At 59.7% G+C, this 19,683-nt stretch carries 16 protein-coding genes; 9 read left to right on the plus strand and 7 right to left on the minus strand.

The features are described 5' to 3' along the window. Positions 1 to 9 precede the first annotated feature (9 nt). Entirely contained in the window at positions 10 to 975 is a 966-nt protein-coding gene (gene miaA, locus LPA36_RS01055) for a tRNA (adenosine(37)-N6)-dimethylallyltransferase MiaA (RefSeq protein WP_228874287.1), read from the minus strand. Positions 976 to 997: 22 nt separating this feature from the next. Further along, entirely contained in the window at positions 998 to 3,073 is a 2,076-nt protein-coding gene (gene mutL / locus LPA36_RS01060; protein WP_228874289.1) for a DNA mismatch repair endonuclease MutL, read from the minus strand. A gap of 169 nt (positions 3,074 to 3,242) precedes the next feature. On the opposite strand from mutL, the gene LPA36_RS01065 reads away from it, so the two are divergent. Further along, on the plus strand, positions 3,243 to 3,929 hold the full coding sequence (locus LPA36_RS01065) for a DedA family protein (RefSeq protein WP_228874864.1): 687 nt from the start codon (positions 3,243 to 3,245) through the stop codon (positions 3,927 to 3,929). 138 nt (positions 3,930 to 4,067) lie between these two features. Here LPA36_RS01065 and LPA36_RS01070 read toward each other — a convergent pair whose 3' ends face one another. Continuing rightward, positions 4,068 to 4,880, minus strand: a complete 813-nt coding sequence (locus LPA36_RS01070) for a mechanosensitive ion channel family protein (RefSeq protein ID WP_228874291.1) — start codon at positions 4,878 to 4,880, stop codon at positions 4,068 to 4,070. 20 nt (positions 4,881 to 4,900) lie between these two features. Beyond that, on the minus strand, positions 4,901 to 5,149 hold the full coding sequence (locus tag LPA36_RS01075; protein WP_228874292.1) for a hypothetical protein: 249 nt from the start codon (positions 5,147 to 5,149) through the stop codon (positions 4,901 to 4,903). Positions 5,150 to 5,506: 357 nt separating this feature from the next. On the opposite strand from LPA36_RS01075, the gene LPA36_RS01080 reads away from it, so the two are divergent. The 7 genes from LPA36_RS01080 to LPA36_RS01110 all read left to right on the plus strand — a co-directional run bounded on the left by LPA36_RS01080 (position 5,507) and on the right by LPA36_RS01110 (position 12,521). Beyond that, a complete protein-coding gene (locus tag LPA36_RS01080) occupies positions 5,507 to 6,532 on the plus strand; it encodes a glycosyltransferase (RefSeq protein WP_228874293.1) in 1,026 nt (341 codons plus the stop codon). Beyond that, the gene (locus tag LPA36_RS01085) at positions 6,532 to 7,716 is read left to right on the plus strand and encodes an NAD(P)/FAD-dependent oxidoreductase (RefSeq protein WP_228874295.1); all 1,185 of its coding nucleotides are present in this window, start codon (positions 6,532 to 6,534) and stop codon (positions 7,714 to 7,716) included. Before LPA36_RS01080 ends, LPA36_RS01085 begins: the two co-directional genes overlap by 1 nt. Then, positions 7,709 to 8,503 (plus strand): NAD-dependent epimerase/dehydratase family protein, encoded by a 795-nt coding sequence (locus tag LPA36_RS01090; RefSeq protein ID WP_228874297.1) that lies wholly within the window; start codon positions 7,709 to 7,711, stop codon positions 8,501 to 8,503. The genes LPA36_RS01085 and LPA36_RS01090 overlap by 8 nt, the downstream gene beginning before the upstream one ends. Beyond that, on the plus strand, positions 8,500 to 9,336 hold the full coding sequence (locus LPA36_RS01095) for a sugar phosphate isomerase/epimerase family protein (RefSeq protein WP_228874299.1): 837 nt from the start codon (positions 8,500 to 8,502) through the stop codon (positions 9,334 to 9,336). Before LPA36_RS01090 ends, LPA36_RS01095 begins: the two co-directional genes overlap by 4 nt. Then, a complete protein-coding gene (locus LPA36_RS01100; RefSeq protein WP_228874300.1) occupies positions 9,333 to 9,701 on the plus strand; it encodes an EamA family transporter in 369 nt (122 codons plus the stop codon). The genes LPA36_RS01095 and LPA36_RS01100 overlap by 4 nt, the downstream gene beginning before the upstream one ends. A gap of 70 nt (positions 9,702 to 9,771) precedes the next feature. Continuing rightward, complete coding sequence (locus tag LPA36_RS01105; RefSeq protein ID WP_228874302.1) at positions 9,772 to 10,602, plus strand: glycosyltransferase family 2 protein; 831 nt, start codon at positions 9,772 to 9,774, stop codon at positions 10,600 to 10,602. An 8-nt stretch (positions 10,603 to 10,610) separates the two neighbouring features. Next, the gene (locus LPA36_RS01110; RefSeq protein ID WP_228874303.1) at positions 10,611 to 12,521 is read left to right on the plus strand and encodes a hypothetical protein; all 1,911 of its coding nucleotides are present in this window, start codon (positions 10,611 to 10,613) and stop codon (positions 12,519 to 12,521) included. Between the two features lie 403 nt (positions 12,522 to 12,924). Here LPA36_RS01110 and LPA36_RS01115 read toward each other — a convergent pair whose 3' ends face one another. Both LPA36_RS01115 and LPA36_RS01120 read right to left on the minus strand, forming a co-directional pair. Beyond that, the gene (locus LPA36_RS01115; RefSeq protein ID WP_228874304.1) at positions 12,925 to 14,586 is read right to left on the minus strand and encodes a hypothetical protein; all 1,662 of its coding nucleotides are present in this window, start codon (positions 14,584 to 14,586) and stop codon (positions 12,925 to 12,927) included. Positions 14,587 to 15,619: 1,033 nt separating this feature from the next. After that, a complete protein-coding gene (locus LPA36_RS01120) occupies positions 15,620 to 16,972 on the minus strand; it encodes an acyltransferase family protein (RefSeq protein WP_228874305.1) in 1,353 nt (450 codons plus the stop codon). 202 nt (positions 16,973 to 17,174) lie between these two features. On the opposite strand from LPA36_RS01120, the gene LPA36_RS01125 reads away from it, so the two are divergent. After that, entirely contained in the window at positions 17,175 to 17,540 is a 366-nt protein-coding gene (locus LPA36_RS01125) for a hypothetical protein (RefSeq protein WP_228874306.1), read from the plus strand. Positions 17,541 to 17,685: 145 nt separating this feature from the next. On the opposite strand, the gene LPA36_RS01130 is transcribed toward LPA36_RS01125, so the two are convergent. Continuing rightward, positions 17,686 to 19,455: a glycosyltransferase family 39 protein gene (locus LPA36_RS01130; RefSeq protein ID WP_228874307.1), complete on the minus strand. Its 1,770-nt coding sequence runs from the start codon at positions 19,453 to 19,455 to the stop codon at positions 17,686 to 17,688. Positions 19,456 to 19,683: the final 228 nt, after the last annotated feature.

Here is a 19,683-nt window from a genome sequence, read left to right on the forward strand (position 1 = left end):
TCGTCATCGTCACAGTGCAGCCTTGTCGCCCAGGACGGTTTCGATTGCCTCAAGCGCCTGCTGGGTCGCGTTGGCCGCGCAGCAGTCGATTACCACGCGTTCGGGCATCGCGCGCAGCCACGTAAGCTGGCGCTTGCACAACTGGCGCGTCGCGAAGACGCCTTTGTCGCGCATCGTGTCGTAGTCTGTTTCGCCGTCGAGATATTCCCAGACCTGCCGGTAGCCGACGCATCGCATCGAAGGTAAATCGGGATGCAGATCGTCGCGCTCACGCAGGCGTCGCACTTCATCGACGAGGCCCGCCGCGAGCATCGCGTCAAAGCGCTTCTCGATGCGCGCGTGCAGCACGCCGCGATCCGACGGCTCCAGCGCGATCGGGGTGAAGCGCCAGAGGCACGCGGCTTCGTCGATGCGCGCAGGCGCTTCCAGCAGCGTGGACATCGCCTGGCCGGTCAGCAGGTACACCTCGAGTGCGCGCTGGATGCGCTGCGAATCGTTTGGCGCGAGACGTGCCGCGGTGACCGGATCGACGGCCGCGAGACGCGCGTGCAGCGCGGGCCAGCCTTCGCGGGCGGCGTCCGCGTCGAGTGTCGCGCGCACGTCGGGGTCGGCTGCGGGCAGATCGTTGAGCCCCTGCGTCAGCGCCTTGTAGTAAAGCATCGTGCCGCCGACCAGCAGCGGCACGCGCCCGCGCGCCGCGATTTCACCGGCGAGCCGCAGCGCATCCGTACGGAAATCGGCGGCCGAATACGCATCGGCCGGATCGACAATGTCGATCAGATGATGTGGCGCGAGCGCGCGCTCTTCCGCATTGGGCTTGGCGGTGCCGATATCCATTCCGCGATAGACGAGCGCCGAATCGACGCTGATGATCTCGACCGGATGCCGCGCGGCAAATGCGAGCGCGGCGGCCGTCTTCCCCGACGCGGTCGGGCCGAGCAGGCAGGCGATGGGCGTGGCTTCGTGCGACGTCATGAGCGGGAGGAGAAGCGCACGCTCATTGACCGCGCATGAAGAGGCGATCGAGGTCGGAGAGCGTCAGTTGATACCACGTCGGGCGCCCGTGATTGCACTGGTCCGCGCGTTCGGTCGCTTCCATCTGGCGCAGCAGCGCGTTCATTTCGTCGAGCGTGAGACGACGGTTTGCACGCACTGCATGGTGGCACGCGAGCGTGCCGAGCAGTTCGTGCTGACGCTCGGTCAACACGCGCGAGCCGCCGAACGCATGCAGATCGGCGAGGACCGCGCGGGCGAGCGCCTGCAGGTCGGCGTCTTTCAGCAGCGCGGGCACGGCGCGAATCGCGAGCGTATTCGGCGACAGCACGGCAAGATCGAAGCCGAGTGCATCGAGCGTCGCGCGTTCTTCCTCGACGGTGCCGATCTCGACGGGATCGGCGTGCATCGACAGCGGGATCAGCAGCGGCTGCACGGCAATCGTGCGGTCAGACAGCGCATGCTTGAACTGCTCGTACAGGATGCGCTCGTGCGCGGCGTGCATATCGACGATCACAAGCCCGTATGCGTTCTGCGCCAGTACATAGATGCCATGAATCTGGCCCAGTGCAAAGCCGAGCGGCTGCTCGTCGCTGCCGTTTCCCGCAGCGAACGCCTGTGCGCCACCCGCTGCAAATCCGGCCGGAAATGCCGTCGCTGAGCCGGAAAACGCCGACATGCCGTTACCGCCGACATTTGGGTCCCCATCCCGCGCTTCGAGCGCCGTCGTGCCGGACGCCGTGCCGGCGCCCAGGTCCTTGCGGCCGAACAGCGCGTCGTAGAGTGCGAGCGGCTGTGCGACGGGAAGCGTGCCCTGCGTCATGCGCGCCTGGCGCAGCCAGGTATTGCCGCCATTGTCACCCGACAGACCGCCGCCGCCGAGCGGCGTCGAGCCGAACGAAGCGGGATTTGGCGTCGGCATCGGCATCGGTGCGATATGGGCTGCGTGGCCGCCCGCGGTCGTTTCTGGCGAAGCGCCCGCGTGCCGCGCGAGCGCGCGTTGCACGGCGTGAAACACGAACTGGTGAATCGAGCGCGAATCGCGGAATCGCACTTCGATCTTCGATGGATGCACGTTCACGTCGACGGCCTCGGGCGGCAGGTCGAGAAACAGCACATACGACGGGTAGCGGTCGCCGTGCAGCACATCTTCGTATGCGGCGCGCACCGCGTGCGTGAGCAGCTTGTCGCGCACGAAGCGGCCGTTGACGAAGAAATACTGCTGGTCCGCCCGGCCGCGGCTTGCAGTCGGCAGGCCCGCACATCCGTAGACCGCCAGCGGCCCGGCCGATTCGTCTAGCGGCAGATGCGCCGTTGCGAACGTTTCGCCGAGAATCTTCGAGACGCGCGTCGCCGGATCGGTGGCGTTCCAGTGTTCGACGGCGCGCCCGTTATGCAGCACCGAAATCGCGACGTCCGGCCGCGCGAGCGCCGAGCGACGGATCATCTCGAGGCAGTGGCCGAGTTCGGTCTGTTCGCTCTTCAGGAATTTGCGTCGCGCGGGCGTGTTGAAATACAGCTCGCGCACTTCGATCGTGGTGCCCTGTGCGCCGGCAGCGGGCGTCAGCGCGCCGGTCTGCGCATCGATGCGCACCGCGTGCGGCGCGCTCGCCGTGCGGCTTGTAATGAACATCTCCGCCACCGAGGCAATCGAAGCCAGCGCTTCGCCGCGAAACCCGAGCGTCGCGACCGCTTCGAGCTCGGCAAGCGAGCGGATCTTGCTCGTCGCGTGGCGCAGCAAGGCTAGCGGCAATTCGTTTTCGGGGATGCCGCAGCCGTCATCGGTGATCGAAATGCGCTTGACGCCGCCTTCGTCGAGGCCGATGCGCAGTGTCGACGCGCCGGCGTCGAGCGCGTTCTCCAGCAACTCCTTCACCACCGAAGCCGGCCGCTCGACCACTTCGCCGGCGGCAATCTGGCTGATCAGCTGGTCGGGCAGGGGCTGGATCGCGCGCAACGGGCGCGGGGCGGGCGAAGCGGGCGCTTCGGGGGCGCTGGACGTACCAGACGGCACCGGCGCAGCCGTTGAGGCCGCAGCGGGGGCCACGGCATCGACGGGATTTTCGGAGAATTCGGACATGCCGAAATTATAGCGACTTGGCGGGGGCCGCCTCTTTCGGGCTCCGAGTGTGGCCGCGCGCACTCAATTAATTTAGCCCGGCGGGCACTTTCGGTATCATTGCGCGGTCAATTTCACCGCTTCGGGCGCATTTTCGCCGACCGCCGCGCTTTGCATATAAGGGATGCTTTTGGACACGCTGCTGCAGTTTTTCAACCTTGTCCTGCATATCGACAAGTTTCTGGGTGAGTTCATCCATCAATACGGCACGTGGGTGTACGCCGTGCTGTTCCTGATCGTCTTCTGCGAGACGGGGCTTGTCGTACTGCCGTTCCTGCCGGGCGATTCGCTGCTGTTTATCGGCGGTGCGTTTTGCGCGACGGGCGAGATGAGCCTGCCGCTCCTGATCGGCCTGTTGCTCGTTGCCGCTGTGCTCGGGAACACGGTCAACTACATGATCGGCCGGGCAATCGGTCCGAAGGTGTTCAACACCCACATACCTGGGCTCGACCGCTTTCTCGATCGCGCCGCGCTCCAGAAGACGCATAACTTCTACGAGAAGCACGGTGGCAAGACCATCGTCCTCGCGCGTTTCATTCCGGTGGTGCGCACGTTCGCGCCGTTCGTGGCGGGCGCATCGGACATGGACGTACGGCGCTTCCAGTTCTTCAATATCGCAGGCGCGCTGTTCTGGGTGCTGCTGCTCGTGCTGCTCGGTTACTTCTTCGGCAACATTCCGTTCATTCGCCAGTATCTGAACGTGATCGTGCTGGTCGGTATCGGCGCGGCAATCGTGCCGGTGGTGCTTGGTGCGCTCTGGAAGATGATGCGCAAGGACCCGGCCGCGAACGTCGCGCGCAAGCCCGGTGGACGTTGAAGCCGCGGCTGTCGAACCTTGCATGGCGGGATAAACAGCGGCGTCGCAGTGTGAATTGCGACGCCGTTTCCTTTGGGTCCCGGTCTGGCAGACGAGGCCGCCTGCGCTGCACTGCGCTGCGGCCGGTGGCGTATTCGATCAGGCCGCCGTGCGGCGCACCACGGGCGTCTCCGGTGTCGGATAGCCGGCTTCCCTGAACGTCTCGATGATCGCGCGGTTCGTGTCGAAATAGACCTGCCAGTAGTTGTCCGTGTGCGCGTAGGGCCGCACGCACAGCAACGGGCCTTCGGGCGTGAACGACAGCACTTCGATGTCCGGCGCGGGCGTTTCCGCCACGTTCGGAATCTTCGTGATCGCGGCGCGCAGCCGGTTCGCCGCATCGATGGGATCGACGCCGTTCGCGACCTTCGCCGTCAGTTCGACGCGGCGCACGGGCAGTGCGCTGTAGTTCGAGATCGTGTCGGAGAAGACCTTGTTGTTGCCGACGATGGTCGTGACGTTGTCCGGCGTGACGATCGTCGTGCCGAAGAGACCGAGTTCCACGACCGTGCCGGTCACGCCGGCGGCCGTCACGAAGTCGCCGACCTTGAAGGGCCGCAGAATCTGCATGAAGATGCCCGCCGCGAAGTGCGCGAGCAGGCCGCCCCACGCCGTGCCGATCGCCAGACCGAGGCCGGCCAGGAGCGCTGCGAACGATGTCGTCTGCACACCGAACACCTGCAGCACGGCGAGGATCAACAGCAGGTTCAGCAAGCCACCGAGAATCGAGCCGAGGTAGTGCGCGAGCGTCGGATCGACGCGCCCGTTGCGCGCGAGGATCTTGCGCAGCAGGCCGGTAATCAGCGAGATGACCCAGCGCCCGACAATCCACAGCACGATTGCCCCGAGCACCTTGGTGCCGATATCGATGCCACGGGTCATGATGAATGTATGTACGGTTTCGAGATCCACGGTGCCCTCGCTTGTTTCGGTTATGTTGAACGGCGTGTTTCAACCTGACCAGCCAACCGCTGCGCGGCGTGAATCCAGCCCTGCCTGACCGGCAAGCCGGTCAAACGCCGCGATCCGTTCATGTCTGCTTTTATGACGACGTTGTTGACGACAGCAAACGCATACTGTGCGACGCACAAAACAATGCCCGACGGCGCGCGACGGGCAGATCCGGGGAAGCAATATCTCCGGAAGTTATAGGTGACGACGCGCGCCGCCGCAAGGATCATTCCAGGCGGCCACGGTGGCCGTATGGCGCCCGTCCCGCCATTGCGGGGCTTCGGGCCCCGCCGCACCGGGCGGGCGGCGCCCGCGCTTTTCATATCGCCCTATCTGCGAAGCAATGTTCGCTCGCGCACGGCCGCCCATCTGACTCTTCCCTACGATTGGCACATCGGGGCAATGCGGGGCTCAGGCGCGCAGGCAGCAGACGTGGCCGGCTGGGCAATCTGCAGATACCGGCTGGACCGTCCCCATGCAGACCGGAACACGGGAACGCCCGCCTGGTGCGCGGCGCCATTTACGCGTCGCAACAGGTCCAAAACAGTTCGCTAATCATGACGAACCCACGTTCGAGAGGTATTCGAATGCCGTTCTTTCCAGTCTTTCTGTCAGTCGTATTCGTCGTGCGTGAGCAGTCCGACAATCTCGAAGCAATCCTGTCGGACGCGGCTTCGTGTGTGTCGGCGCTGGTGCGTGACTACGAACTGATCGTTGTGGCCAATGCGTCGAGCGACGACAGTGTGTCGGTGCTCCGCAACCTCACGAGCGAAGATGGATTGCCGAACCTGCAGGCGTTTGTCCTGACAAAAACGGTCGATATCGATACGGCGTCGTGGGTCGGTCTGGAAAACGCACTCGGCGATTATGTAGCCGTGCTCGATCCGCTCACCGACGACATCGGCTTCCTCCCGACGATGCTCGAAAAATCCGTCAACGGAATCGACGTCGTGTTTGCCCAAAACGAGCAGGCGCCGCCGCAGAGCCTGACATATCGCCTCGCCTGCGCGGCGTTTCACTGGTCATACGAAAAGCTCAACGGCATTCACCTTGCGAAAGAGGCGCCGCCGTATCGCGTTCTCAGCAAGCAGGTGGTCAATTTCATTCTGCAGCATCGTCAGCCGGCAATGAGCTACCGGCATCTGCCCGCAACGGCCGGCTTCAAGCGCGCCAACCTGAAATACAAGGCGGAATCGAAGGCGTTTCGGGTCAAACGTCTGGGCGAAAGTGTCGATCTCGCCATGCGGCTGCTCGTATCGACCACCCGCACGCCGATGCGACTCGTTACCTCGCTGTCGGTCTTCGGCGCGGTCGCCAATCTGCTGTACTCGTTTTACGTCGTCGCGATTGGCCTGTTCAAGACGGATGTCGCGCCCGGCTGGATCAGCCTGTCGCTGCAGCAGTCGGGGATGTTCTTTCTGATCTCGCTGGTGCTGCTCGTGCTCGGTGAATACATCCTGCATGTCGACAGCGTTTCGGACGAGCACCCGCTCTATCACGTCAGTCATGAATTCACGAGCGCGCGCATGACGCGCTGCGAGAAACTCAATATCGAAGAAGTTGCGCCGCCGCCCGCGCACGTCGCGAATCTCCCAGCCCAGCGGGTCGCCTGATGACGACGCCAGAAAACGGTCGGGATGCGGTCGTCATCGGTGGCGGCTTTTACGGCACGACGATTGCCGCCTATCTGGCGAAGGCACGCGGGATGAAGCGCGTCACGCTCATCGAGCGCGAAGGGTCGCTTCTACAGCGCGCGTCTTTCAACAATCAGGCGCGCATTCACAACGGTTACCACTACCCACGCAGCTTCACGACCGCCTATCGGAGCCGGATCAATCTCCGGAAATTCGTCTTCGAATGGCCCGATGCGGTGAAGCGCGATTTCACGAAGCTCTACGCGATCGCCCGTCATAACTCCAGGGTGACGGCGCGGCAGTTCGAGCGCTTCTGCCACGAGATTGGCGCGAACATCTGGCCCGCGCCACCCGCACTCCGCGCGCTCTTCGAGCCGCGGCTGATCGAAGATGTGTTTCTGGTCGAAGAGTATGCGTTCGACGCCAGCCGGCTCGCCGCGTGGGCGGGCAACGCGCTCGACGAATGCGGCGTGCAGGTACGTACCGGTGCCCGTGTCACGGAGGTGGTGCGCGGCACCGGTTCCGCGCTCACGGTCGCCGTACAGCATGGCGACGCGGCGTGCGAACCGATTCCGTGCAACTACGTCTTCAACTGCACGTACAGCGGACTTAACCAGATCGGCGGCGACTATCCCGGAACGCAGACCCAACTCAAGCAGGAAATCGCGGAAATCGCCTTGATCGATGTGCCGTCCCGGTTTCGGGATCTGGGCGTGACGGTCATGGATGGCCCGTTCTTTTCGACAATGCCATTTCCGGCGCGCGGGCTGCATTCGTTGTCGCACGTGCGCTATACGCCGCATCTCAACTGGAGCGACGTGGCCGGCACCGATCCCTACGAACGGCTCGGTGCGTACGCGCGTGAAAGCCGCGTGGAGCGCATGCTTCGCGATGTTGTGCGGTACGTGCCAACGCTCGCCGGCGCGCGCCATGTGGAGTCGCTCTTCGAAGTGAAGACGGTGCTCGTGAAGAACGAACTCGATGACGCACGGCCGATCCTGTTCGAGAAACATCCGCAGTTGCCAGGGTGTTTTTCGGTGCTCGGCGGCAAGATCGACAACATCTACGACGTGCTGGAAAAGCTCGACGCGGAACAGTTCGGCGACGCAACCGGGCAGCATTATCGCCACAGCCTCGGCGAAACCGGAGTGGTCTATGGCTGATGCGCTGGTCGGCTATTCGGGTTTTGTCGGCGGCACGTTGCTCCGGCAGGCATCGTTCGATGCGCTTTATCGCTCGACCAATATCGAACAGATCGACGGTCAGACGTTCGATACGGTGATCTGCGCCGGTGCGCCTGCCCAGAAGTGGCTGGCGAACCGTGAGCCTTCCGCGGACCGTATGAAGATCGACGGGTTGATCGGGCATCTGGATACTATCCGCTGCCGGACATTCATCCTGATCAGCACGGTCGATACGTTCGCAAACCCGGTGAACGTCGATGAAGCGACGCCGGTTGATGAAAGCGGTCTGCATGCATACGGCCTGCATCGCCGCCTCCTCGAAAAGTTCATCGAGCACCGCTTCTCCAGCCACATGATCGTCCGGCTGCCGGGCCTTGTGGGTCCGGGTCTGCGCAAGAACGTCATTTTCGATCTGCTGAACCAGAACAACGTCGCAGCCATCGACAGTCGCGCCGTTTTTCAGTTCTATCCGATGGTCAATCTGTGGCATGACCTTCAGCTCGCGCATGCTGCAGGTCTCAAGCTCGTGCATCTCACGTCGGAGCCGGTGAGCGTGGCGGACGTCGCGCGGCAAGGCTTCGGGATCAAGCTCGATCACGCGTTGGATACGCCGCCCGCCCGGTACGACATGCGTTCCCTGCATGCGCGCGTGCTCGGGGGCACCGGCCACTACCAGTACAGTGCGCGCGAGACGTTTCAGGCGATCCGGTCGTACGCGCAATCCGGGCGTCTTTCCGAAATGGCGAAAATGGGAGCAGCAGCGTGAGGCTCTCGATTTCGAATATCGCCTGGGATGTGGCAGAGGACGCCGAGATCGCGCGCCTGCTCGAACGGTTCGGGATCGATGCAATCGATGTGGCGCCGACGAAGTACTTCCCCGATCTGTTCAAGGCGTCTGACGATGCGATCCGGGACGTAAGGCGCTGGTGGTCCGATCGCGGTATTGAAATTACCGGCATGCAGTCATTGTTGTTCGGCACGAACGGACTCAACGTGTTTGGACCGCCTGACGTCCAGGAGCGGATGCAGCAACATCTGGCCGCTGTCTGCCGTGTGGGCGCGGGTCTCGGTGCGAGCCGGCTGGTGTTCGGCTCACCACGAAATCGCGACCGGGAAGGGCTCACTGACAACGAGGCGCAGGACATCGCGTGTACGTTCTTCCGGCGTTCAGGCGACATCGCCGGATCGCTCGGCGTCGTGCTCTGCCTGGAACCCAATCCCGTCGTGTACGGCGCGAACTTCATGACGACGAGCGCCGAAACCGCGGCATTCGTTACGCATGTCGCCCATCCGGCCGTGAAGATGCAGCTCGATACCGGCGCGATGGCGATCAACGGCGAGGGTGTCGATGCAGTGCTTCCGCGATTCGCGCATCTGATCGGCCATGTGCACGCAAGCGAGCCGCAACTTGTGCCGCTTGGCGACGGAACCTGCCCGCACGACGATATTTTCGACGCGCTGCAGCGGTGCCTTCCCGGTCACGTCGTCACGATTGAAATGGTTGCGACCGCGCGCGAACCGCATCTGGAATCGGTAAATCGCGCGCTGTCGGCGGCGATTCGCCACTACCGCAGCGATCAGGTCGGGGTGCCGTCATGAAATGGCTCATCCTCATACTCGGCGTTGCGTCCAACGCTTCGGCGAGCGTCCTTGTGAAGATGGCGATGATGCCACCGCGCAGGTTTCCTTCGCTGAGCGAGCCGCTGGCGGCACTCGGAAACTGGCCGTTCTGGCTGGGGCTCTGTCTGTATGGCACTGCTTTTCTGCTTTATGCAGCGGCGCTTGCCCGCCTGCCGCTTAATGTTGCGCATCCACTCGTCACGTGCGGAGCCGTCGCGAGCGTCGCGCTGATGTCGGCGCTGATTTTTCGTGAGCCGTTTTACTGGAACACCATTGCGGGAATCGCGCTGATGATCGCGGGTGTGGCGCTCGTCACCATCCGGGTGGCTTCGACGGTTTCATGATCGGCTCAACCAGAAGTCAAGACCAGCAGCCAGTGATACTGGCTACGCCCCGGGGACCGGAGATCACAACATGAACATGACAATCGGACTTGAAGCGGAATCTCATGCCAGCTGGCAGATTCCTGCCTATCGGGTCGCGCACTGGTCAGGGCGGCAGCATCGATACTGCGTGGTGATACCCGTCATCAACGAAGGCGCCAGGATCCGGAGTCTGCTTTCGAAAATGGCAGCGCTCGATATCAGCCGGATGGCCGACGTCATCATCGTCGATGGCGGAAGCACTGACGGCTCGCTCGAACTGTCGGCGCTGATGCGCGACGGCGTGAGCGGACTGCTCGTCAAGACGGGGCCGGGCAAACTGAGTGCGCAACTACGGTGCGCATACGCGTTTACGCTCGAACAGGGATACGAAGGCATTATCACGATCGACGGCAACGACAAGGACGATCCGGACGCGATTCCGCGTTTTGTCACCGCGCTCGAGCACGGCTACGACTTTGCGCAGGCGTCCCGTTTCATTGCAGGCGGCGTGGCTGAAAATACACCGAAGTCCCGCGAATTTGCGATCCGCTGGGTCCATGCGCCGCTGCTGAGCTTCTTTTCCGGATTCAGGTGGACCGATACGACGCAGGGCTTCCGGGCTTACAGCCGTAGCGTGCTGCTCGATCAACGCGTGGCGCCGTTTCGCGATGTCTTCGTGACGTATGAGCTGCTCGCGTACCTGTCCTATCGTGTCCCAAAGCTCGGCTATCGATGCATCGAACTCCCCACCGCGCGAAGGTATCCAAAGGGCGAAGTGCCGACCAAGATCAACGGCCTGAAGGGCAATCTGGCGGTGCTTCGGGTGCTGGTTCGAACCTGCCTCGGCGGGTACGATAGCGACGCGCGAACCCGAGGGTAGGAGCGGCGATGCGCGATTCCTTATTTGTCGCGAGCCCTCACCGCAACAGGCTGGCCAGTCTGCTGGGTGGTTTGCTGCTGCTTGTGTGGCTGGTCCTCGTTGTGCGGTATCAGTACAACCTGCTGAACTATCTGCAATACCCGGACGAATCCGAAACGATCGTGACGGCCAAGATGATGGCGGCCGGGGGCACGCTCTACCGCGACATCTTTAATCATCATGGGCCGCTAACGTTTCTGCCGGGTCTCATCATTGAGAAATTCGGATCGTTTGGCGTCCCCGTACATCGCGTTCCAGTTGCCCTGTTGCAACTGGTGGCGCTCGCGACGATCTTTTTCTCGCCGCTGCTCAAGGACAACCTGACGCGCGGCCTCTATACAACAGTGTGCTCGGTCATCCTGCTCAGGCTGCTGCCGGGCTTTTTCTACGCCCACGCGTACATGTATCAGGCGATAGCAGGGTTGCTGATCATCATGATCCTGGCGCAGTACACATTGCCCGCGATCTGCATGAAAGAGGCGCTCACGTACCGTCCGGTCGCCGTGGCGAATCTGCTCATTGCCTCGTTGCCGTTTCTGAATATCACCTTTGCGCCGACTGCAGCGCTGCTGTTCTTCGCTTCGCTGCGACGTCCGTTTCTGCGCAGGTCGTGGCTCTGGCTGGCGATCGGAGCGGCGCTGAATATCGCATTTCTCGGCTGGGTTGGATCGTTTCGGGGATATGCGGCGTTTCACTTCTACATGAATTTCGAGGTGCTGCCGGCCTACAACTACGCGGTCGATTCGATGCATCTGTTCACCAATATCTTCAAGGTCGCGATAAATCCGCGTTCATGGTTTCTGGTGGCGATAGCGATCGTATCGATGGTGTGGATCGCGCGACAGGAGCGAGGCTTTCCGTGGCGCACGGCGCTTCTTGCCGGCGCGCTGCTTGTTATCCTGACGCGTGGCCCCTCGTTCTATTCGACGCCGTTCGTCGATGGCGCACTGGCGTTGCCGCTGGTGTTTTTCACCCGGCCCCTGCGGCGGAATCGCTTCGTTGACGTCTCGGCGGTTGCCGTGTTTGCGGTTTGCCTGTTCTCGATTTCGCTGATCCTGCCAATGGACAGAAAGCGGCTCGATGCCGGTAACGTTCCGCTCACCACCGAATTTTCCCAACTGGCCGATATCTTCACGTCGCCGGGGGACAAGATCATTGTCTATACCGTCAGAAATTACGAATATGTCGTTGCGGACCGGCTACCTGCGTCTGGAAATTTCTTCTATTTCCCGTGGCAGGAGAAATACAACGAGCACCCGAAACTCGGGGTGAAAATCGACACATGCGATGAAATCAGGAAATCCCGTCCGAAGCTCATGCTGATCGATAAATGGACAGTGTGGGACCTGTATTCGTGGGCGTCGTACGGAGGATGCGTGCAGGACATCATCGATGCCGACTACACGCGCATCCTGAATGGCCCTTACTACGTGAGAAAAGATATCCTGCCCCGCGATACTGGCATCTATTTCCCGCATGGCGAATACCGTCTGACCAACAGCGAAGTACTGGAAAAGGGCAACGAGATTCCGCTCAGGATTTCATCGGGTTCGCGGTTCGAGCGTGCGACGCTGAAGAAGATCGGCATCCTGTTCAACGTTGTCGATGGACAAAGCGGCGGCATCGCGGAACTGCGGCTGAAAGATTCAGACGGGCGCGAACACATCCAGCGTTTTTCGATATCGGACGTGGCGAACCGGCAGTATCGCTATTTCGATCTCGATCCTGCGGTCTATACGTCTGGCGAGATCGTCTCGCTTGGCGGAAGCGGTGTGAGTACGTGGGAAGCCCATGCAAAACAGGGCGCGTCCGGGACGTGTGTGGTGTACGAATATGCGTGGGAGCAGCGGAAATTCGCGCCGGGCTGTCCGATTCTTTAGATGGGCTGCGATTCGCGAGGGCATCGTTTTGCTGCGGGAGGCTTCACTATCGGCGCGTGTCCCGATCGCAGGTCTGGCTAGACTGGGAACCTTGGGGGCTGTAAAGAGAGAATGAATTGGCTCGTTACGGAAAGACATTCAAGGACAGAGTGGTGGTGGCGGTTGCTGTCGCCGGAAAGCGCACCAGTTGAGGAAGTCGCGCGAGAGATCGGTGTGGGCGTGGAACCGCCGGAGCGCTGGCGCCGTGACGCGCTGTCCATGTCGGCTGGGAGCAGGCATGAACAACGAAGGCCGGATTCGATGCGGTGTTGAGCGATGGCCTTGACGCATCAGCGTCCGGTTTATTTTGGGGATGATTGATTACGCCAACGTGCTGAATCGGCACCGGCTGTTTTCGCATCCATTAAAACAGCAGACGCCAAAGGCCGGCCATCAAATCGGGCTCAAAATTCAACATAGGAAACGAGTACTTCACCACTCCGCCGTATTGCTTCCTGAGGGTAAGGAACTCTTCCTCGACATCGCGCGGGCATTCGACCCTGGCTTTAAAATCGAGAAGATATCTGGTCATATTGTTATAGCTTTGATCTAAAATTACTCCATCCTCTTTGAAGCACAGGATGTAGTCGCCAAATCTCGCCGACAGCGGCATCACTGGCTCAATTACACCTATTATATTTTCGCGCACTATCAATCTTTCCCTGTCGACCACAAGGTAGTCAACCCCAAGATTTTCGATAAACTTGCGACCCTCATCGGCTTGCATTGCCCGATAGTATGAATAGGGTCCCGCCAGCCCCTCGGTATGAATAAACCGGTAGTTATTTCCGAGAAAAAATCCGAACGAGCCTGCGCGGTCCCCCATTGCAAAAAATGAACCCGGTTTGATATTTCTGGTCCGCAAATAATCCACGAGCCTTACGTTCTGTCTTCCGAAGCTGTTTAAAATATGCCTGTTCTCGAAAGACTGGTATAACGATATCGACCCCCGAAAGAAAAGTTCGAAAGCGGGTTTTGACAGAAGAAAAAGCATCGCCAGTGGCAAAGCTATCCATCGTACAGAAATGATGCTTCGGCGCGCCGCGTTTGATCTTATGATGAATACGGCCTCAAGAATCAGGTAGTACGTGAGCAGCAGTTGTGGCCAGCAGTACCAGGGCCATATCGGCCACCCTGAATTGATCGTGTAATACACCATGCAAATCAGGAGCGCCATCGAAGATATTATTATCTCGTCCGCATACTGGAAACGCTTTATTTCTTTCGTTATAAAAGTATAAAGTGCAATGCAAATCAGCGCCGGGATGAGATAGGAAATCATGGAGAAATAAAAAAGGATGACAGTAATGTTCTCTCCCCTTACATTTCCGACCGACTTCGCAAGGCCAGACACGGGGACGGGTGTGTCGAAATAATGAATATTGATCCCCATGTACAGGGCAATTAACGGAAATATTATGAGATATTTTTTCAGCTCGATATCCCGTCTTTTCACGATATCGAGCAAATCCTTCGCAATAATCAAGGACAAGGCGTCAAGCCGCGCCATAAATATCAAGCTTCCGATAATTCCCTGCCCCCACCATTTCCGCGTCCCCAGGTAAAGAATGAGCAAACAGGGGATCATGGTGGTTTCCATGCCATAAACCATTACAAACGGAAAGCAACTTGCACACACAACCGCTGGAAAAACTACCTTGTATCGCAATCTGGACGCGAGGCAGAACAGAAATGTGAAAAAAAATGACAGGCTATACAGCTGTACAACCATGGATCTGCTGGACGTGCCAAAGATGAAGGCCGAGACTGACAGCAACGCGAGCCACAGAGGTTGATATCCGTTAGTCTCAAATGGTGGGAGGAATGAGCTGACGCCGTGGTCGACGAGGTTTCTCGCCACCCCGAGATAATAATATGCATCATCGGCGACGATATCGACCCAGATAAACGGCGATTTATTTACTATCAGTAGAAGATTACCGATGAAAATCGCCAGCAAGCCAATGCCCGATGCCAGGTCGAAAAATTTTATCGATCGATCGACATATTTTCCTGATGTCATCATCAATCCAGCTCCCTCTGGTTACCACGCTGCCACGCTCTGGAAATTCCCGTTTCGCAACCCGTCAGTTGCAGATGGCAAGTGGAATGGGGGCGGATACGTTGAAGCAAACGCCCGGTCGTGAGATCAATCACCGCATGAGAATCTATCCCGTCGTGCAGAACGATCGGTGAGTCGCCGTTGTAACGATGGCGCCGGGGCGCGATGCAGCGTGCGAGGCGAACAATGACATGTGGGGGCCAGCACGGGCGTCGTGTCTCAATCAATAGCCCGTTCAGGGTCTGAGGCACTCGTACGGGGTGATATTGCTCACCTCGCACCTTAAAAACTGTTCGCGGTCGAACACAAGCAGGTACTGTCAGTGCCACTGGTCAAAATAGCCGTCGCCCGACATTCGCCCATCAACGGCTGCGCCTCTTCAGAGGTGCCAGCGGTCTCTCGCTCTGTTCTCGTTCGAGGCCTGCAGTTTCGGCGGCCATCCTTCCCTCCAGTTCACGATTTTGCGGCTGTACAAATCCCGGATCATGTACAGGTGGAACCATCGACCGGTCACGGTCGCCGACAGAAAAGTCATGTCCCGGCACCCACCTGACGGGGGGCCGTCGCGACATGTGTGGCCGGTGGCCGGGTGCCCGAAGGCGTTCTGGCACGGCCACGGCGCGCCATCTGTCCATGCTCGCGCAGTACGTGGGCAAAGGTCGCCTCGCAGGCGAGACGCGCCCGTGCGCGAGCCAGTCCTGAGGAATCGATTGCCCGGCCACGCGTTGGCCATCTTCGAGGCCTGTCATTCGTCCTTGCCCTGGTCCGTGTTGAAAATCGCCCCGAGTTTTATTGAAGGAACCAGCGGTGCGGGCTGCTTCAGTCCGGCGCCTTCTCGTTGCGCCGCAGTTCGCGCCCTCTGTTGCGCCGCTGGTCCTGCTTTGTCCGCTGTGGGCTCGCCCGCTCGCGCCTGAAGGCATCAATACAGCTCAAATTTCCTTTTTCCTTCGTCCTGTTGTGAAAATATCTGGCCTGGCGCTATGCGTGCACCATGGGCCTACGCCCCAGGATTGATTCGAATTGCTCTCATTCTCGCCATCGCGTGGCCCGCCGCAATACTCGGTCGTTCGACATATTTCCACGCAAAATAGGCCACGGGAACAATACTGGCCGCGGATATTAATAGTGAAGTTCGTAACCCATATCTGGCTAATCCGTGTACGACCGCTAAAATGGTAATGCAGTGATACAGGTAGAGGCTGTACGATATTTGACCAAAAAACAGGAATGGAGGCCAGCACAATGCTTTCGCAGTTCGACTGGATAAAATCGCGCAGACAAGGATGCATGTTGCCCCTGCGAGCGTTGCCCAATCACCGACAAAGAAAAACAGACTTTCCGACACCCACTCTGCAATATTATGTGAGATGAAGAAGAATACGATTCCAATGCCCGTTAGCCACCTGTGCATTCGGTCTCTTTCAAACCACACACATAGTGCGGGAAGATTCTTTGCGATGCTCGCGCCCACTACAAACATTAATTGGTAGTGTGCTGTCATCGACCAGCTTCCGAAAACACTGCTAATGCCAACATTAACCCCATGATACGACGACATCACTGCCACTGCTATAGAAATAGCCAGACTGACGCCAAGCACACGCCACGTCTTCCAATAGCTCACGGCAAATGCGATTACTGGAAGAAAGATTGAAATCCGCATTTCATAGACAAGGCTCCAGATGACTGGAATTAGCTTTCCTGTATCGAAAGGTAAAATAAATATAATGTGCCTGACGACGTCAAGGCCGCTCAGCCCGGTAGTCCATCTGGTGTTGAACCATTCCCCTGCATTATCAACTTCGCCGCCAAAACATAGAGCATATGCACTTAGAGCGACCAGAAGTGAAAATAGATAAGGAAAATAAATCCGGGTGATCCTTTTAACGAGGTAGATAGAATAGCTTCCTGAGCTTTTGGTGAGGAACTGGGGAGTAAGCACAAATCCACTCAGCACGAAGAACAGTATGACCGCCTCGCGCCCACCCATAAACATCCGCATGGGCGTGTGACTCAGCGCCAACACACCTGGATCGAGAGTCGTGAAGTGGGAAAACACAACGGAGATCGCCGCTAGTCCGCGAAGCGAATCCAGCTGTTCAAAGTGCCCTGAGAGCTGTCTTGCCATTTCTCCCCCAACGGAAAGCGCTTTTGACGGAGATCGCGTTCGCTTTGCAAATCGTCGCGCCAGCTTCTGGTTGCTCCCGGCGAACCGGCATTCTTTAACAGGACATTGTGTCAAGCGTTGCTCAAGGGGCAAAGCGGGCCTGTCATGTGCGTTGCCACATGTCTTCATCTGAAAAAGCTGCTTACGCCCCGCCTCTCGAAGGCCACTGTTTTCAAAAAACACGAAGGTCCCTCGTCTTTTTATCTTCGCCGCAACTTGCGATCGGTGCGGTAACGCACTCATGAGAACTAGCGTCGAATGGATCGCACCGGCCCGAAAATGGCGAGTGTCTGCCTGACCCACCTTAAATCTGAAGTGCAAGCGGCTGGCGGTTCGTCGTGTGCGCCTGTGGGACCTGTATTCGTGGGCGTGCTACGGAGGAAGCGTGCAGGACATCATCGACGAAGACTACCCGCGCATCCTGAATGGCCCTTACTACGTGAGAACACATATCCTGCCGCGCGATACTGGCATCTATTTCCCGCGTGGCGAATACCGTCTGACCAACAGCGAAGTACCGGAAAAGGGCAACGAGATTCCGTTCAGGATTTCATCGGGTTCGCGGTTCGAGCGTGCGACGCTGAAGAAGATCGGCATCCTGTCCAACGTTGTCGATGGACAAAGCAGTGGCATCGCGGAACTACGGCTGAAAGATTCAGACGGGCGCGAACATAGCGCGGCCGGCACGCGTGTGGTGCACGAATATGCGGGGGAGCAGCGGAAATTCGCGCGGGGCTGTCCGATTCTTTAGACGGGCTGCAGTCCTGGCGGCATCGTTTTGCTGCGGGAGGCTTCCCTATCGGCGCGCGCCCTGATCGCACGTCCGGCATCCGCGCACTGTGGCGTGGACAGGAGAGGTAACGCAAGCGCAGGCGGTGCGGGCCACCCGCCAGATATCAAGGCGATACTCTTTGAAGCGTCAGGAGTTTTCTCCTGAGTGGAGGCAGCCAGCCACCGGCATCCGCACTGTCGATAACACGATAGCCGGGCATCGGCGTGAACTGGATCATGTACTTGTTGTCGTGAACCCACCAGCTCATCGGTTGCGGCTTGGTGAAATCGATTCCCGGGTCGTACAGAAAGTACCCGTTGAATTCGTAACCCCCGTCGATCTGTGTAACCGGAATGCCGCGCTGTAGCAGTGTGTCCGCCAGCAGCCATCTGGCCCGGTTCCAGCTCATGTAATCATGCGTGCCGCCGACCGCGTACCCGCCCATCACAATGAGCGCGAACCACGACAGCATCAGTGCCGCGCGCGGCCACAGCGAGGCCTGCCTGGAGAACGACGACATCCGCGAGCGGCCGAACGAGGGCCACGCGGCGTTACCCGACGAAGGCGCGAGCGCGACGAACGCGATCAACGGCAGGAATGCCGGCAGCATGTACCGGTCATAGAAACCGGCCATGACGCAGGGCGCCATGTAGATCGACGCTGAAAGTAGCAGAAAGGTCCTGACGCTCAGCGCGGTATCGTGCCTCCGCGCGCGCGATCGCGCGACGATCGATCGGACGATAAGTGCGATGTCGAGTAGAAGCAGCACGCCGCCGACGCAACCCAGGAATGTTGCGCAGTACCAGAACAACGCTGGCAGCGGAGGGACGTCGTCACCGGATCTTGCGTCGAAGAACCAGATCGGGCCGAGCCCTGAATCCCGGACGGTCGTCCATGTGTTGAACGGGAAGATGTGATGCTGGCTCACGAGCAGGGCGAACCACCCGACGCCGCACAACGCCGCTCCGATCAGAATGGCCTTGCCCCGTGAGAGGCGTGTGAAGTCGCGCACGAGACCGGGCAGCCGTAAAGCCAGGATCGGCATCAACAGCCAGCCGATCTGTCCGAGCGCGGCGCGGAACCACCATGATATTTCGGCGAGGCGATGTCCGACTGTGGCCAGCGTGATCGTTGAAGCCGGAAACAGGCGAGTCCATATCGACGTCTTGCTCAGGTACATGACTGGCATCGCGTCGCGTGCCGTAAGCCAGATGGTTAGTCCCTTCAGCAACGCGACGCCCGCGAGGACAGCGATCGCCGATAGCATGATTGCACGCCAGTCACGCCGATTCTCAAGCAGCAGTGTCAGCACCATGGCGAGTGGCAGGAAGAGACCGAGTTGCCTGATCATGATTGCCCAGCATCCGGACAGGATCGCGAGCACGAGCAAGACGGTATTGCGCGTCGAAATATAGCGGCAGAAAAACAGTGTCGAGATTGCGCTGGATGCGGTGAACGCCACGTCCGTCATGAACGTGTTGTTGAGTTCGAAGAAAATCGGATTGAATGCCAGGATGAGCGTGGCGACGACCGTCTTGCGACGCTCGCAACCGGCCAGCTGAAGCAGTATCGCGAGGACAGCGAGCGCCAGCGCGCCGGCCACGAGCGTCGAGGCTCTCAGCGCGTTGAAAGAAAAGCCGAACGGCAGACAAAACAATGCGCCCCACATGGTCTGGCCGAACAGCGACATCGCGGTCCACCCGAGCGGCCGGAATTCGCCGGTCTCGAGCAGATGTCGGACAGTGAGCGCGAACGACCAGTCGTCCTGCAGGGGAAAGTTGCCCAGCGGATTGGCTACTGCGACGGCAATCGCCCAGATCAGGACGGGCAGCGCTACAGCGGCATAGTCGATCCTCGATCCGTAGAGCTGTCTCGACGCGATCAGATTTTCCATGTGGCGCACCTCCGCGGTTTCCGGCGTTCGCGACGCCTGAGGAGTCTGCTACGCGGGCCCCGTGGTCGCTGCAAACGCCGAAAACGAACGGGCATACAGCGGACGGTCGTCCGGTTTCAAGCGATACATGGTAAAGGCGGGGGAGAGACCGCTCCGTGCGTAAGCAGACATATGCAGACTGCGGCGAGAAGGGCGGCGCCGGGAGGACGGCAGCAGTGGCGGTTTCGA

Source organism: Paraburkholderia saeva (genome assembly GCF_907164555.1).
Lineage (GTDB): Bacteria > Pseudomonadota > Gammaproteobacteria > Burkholderiales > Burkholderiaceae > Paraburkholderia > Paraburkholderia saeva.

Coding starts and splice junctions, on each gene's coding strand:
- LPA36_RS01105 (WP_228874302.1), top strand. CDS start 9,772: ATGAACATGACAATCGGACTTGAAGCGGAATCTCATGCCAGCTGGCAG.
- LPA36_RS01090 (WP_228874297.1), top strand. CDS start 7,709: ATGGCTGATGCGCTGGTCGGCTATTCGGGTTTTGTCGGCGGCACGTTG.
- LPA36_RS01110 (WP_228874303.1), top strand. CDS start 10,611: ATGCGCGATTCCTTATTTGTCGCGAGCCCTCACCGCAACAGGCTGGCC.
- LPA36_RS01080 (WP_228874293.1), top strand. CDS start 5,507: ATGCCGTTCTTTCCAGTCTTTCTGTCAGTCGTATTCGTCGTGCGTGAG.
- LPA36_RS01100 (WP_228874300.1), top strand. CDS start 9,333: ATGAAATGGCTCATCCTCATACTCGGCGTTGCGTCCAACGCTTCGGCG.
- LPA36_RS01115 (WP_228874304.1), bottom strand. CDS start 14,586: ATGATGACATCAGGAAAATATGTCGATCGATCGATAAAATTTTTCGAC.
- LPA36_RS01130 (WP_228874307.1), bottom strand. CDS start 19,455: ATGGAAAATCTGATCGCGTCGAGACAGCTCTACGGATCGAGGATCGAC.
- LPA36_RS01085 (WP_228874295.1), top strand. CDS start 6,532: ATGACGACGCCAGAAAACGGTCGGGATGCGGTCGTCATCGGTGGCGGC.
- mutL (WP_228874289.1), bottom strand. CDS start 3,073: ATGTCCGAATTCTCCGAAAATCCCGTCGATGCCGTGGCCCCCGCTGCG.
- LPA36_RS01075 (WP_228874292.1), bottom strand. CDS start 5,149: ATGATCCTTGCGGCGGCGCGCGTCGTCACCTATAACTTCCGGAGATAT.
- miaA (WP_228874287.1), bottom strand. CDS start 975: ATGACGTCGCACGAAGCCACGCCCATCGCCTGCCTGCTCGGCCCGACC.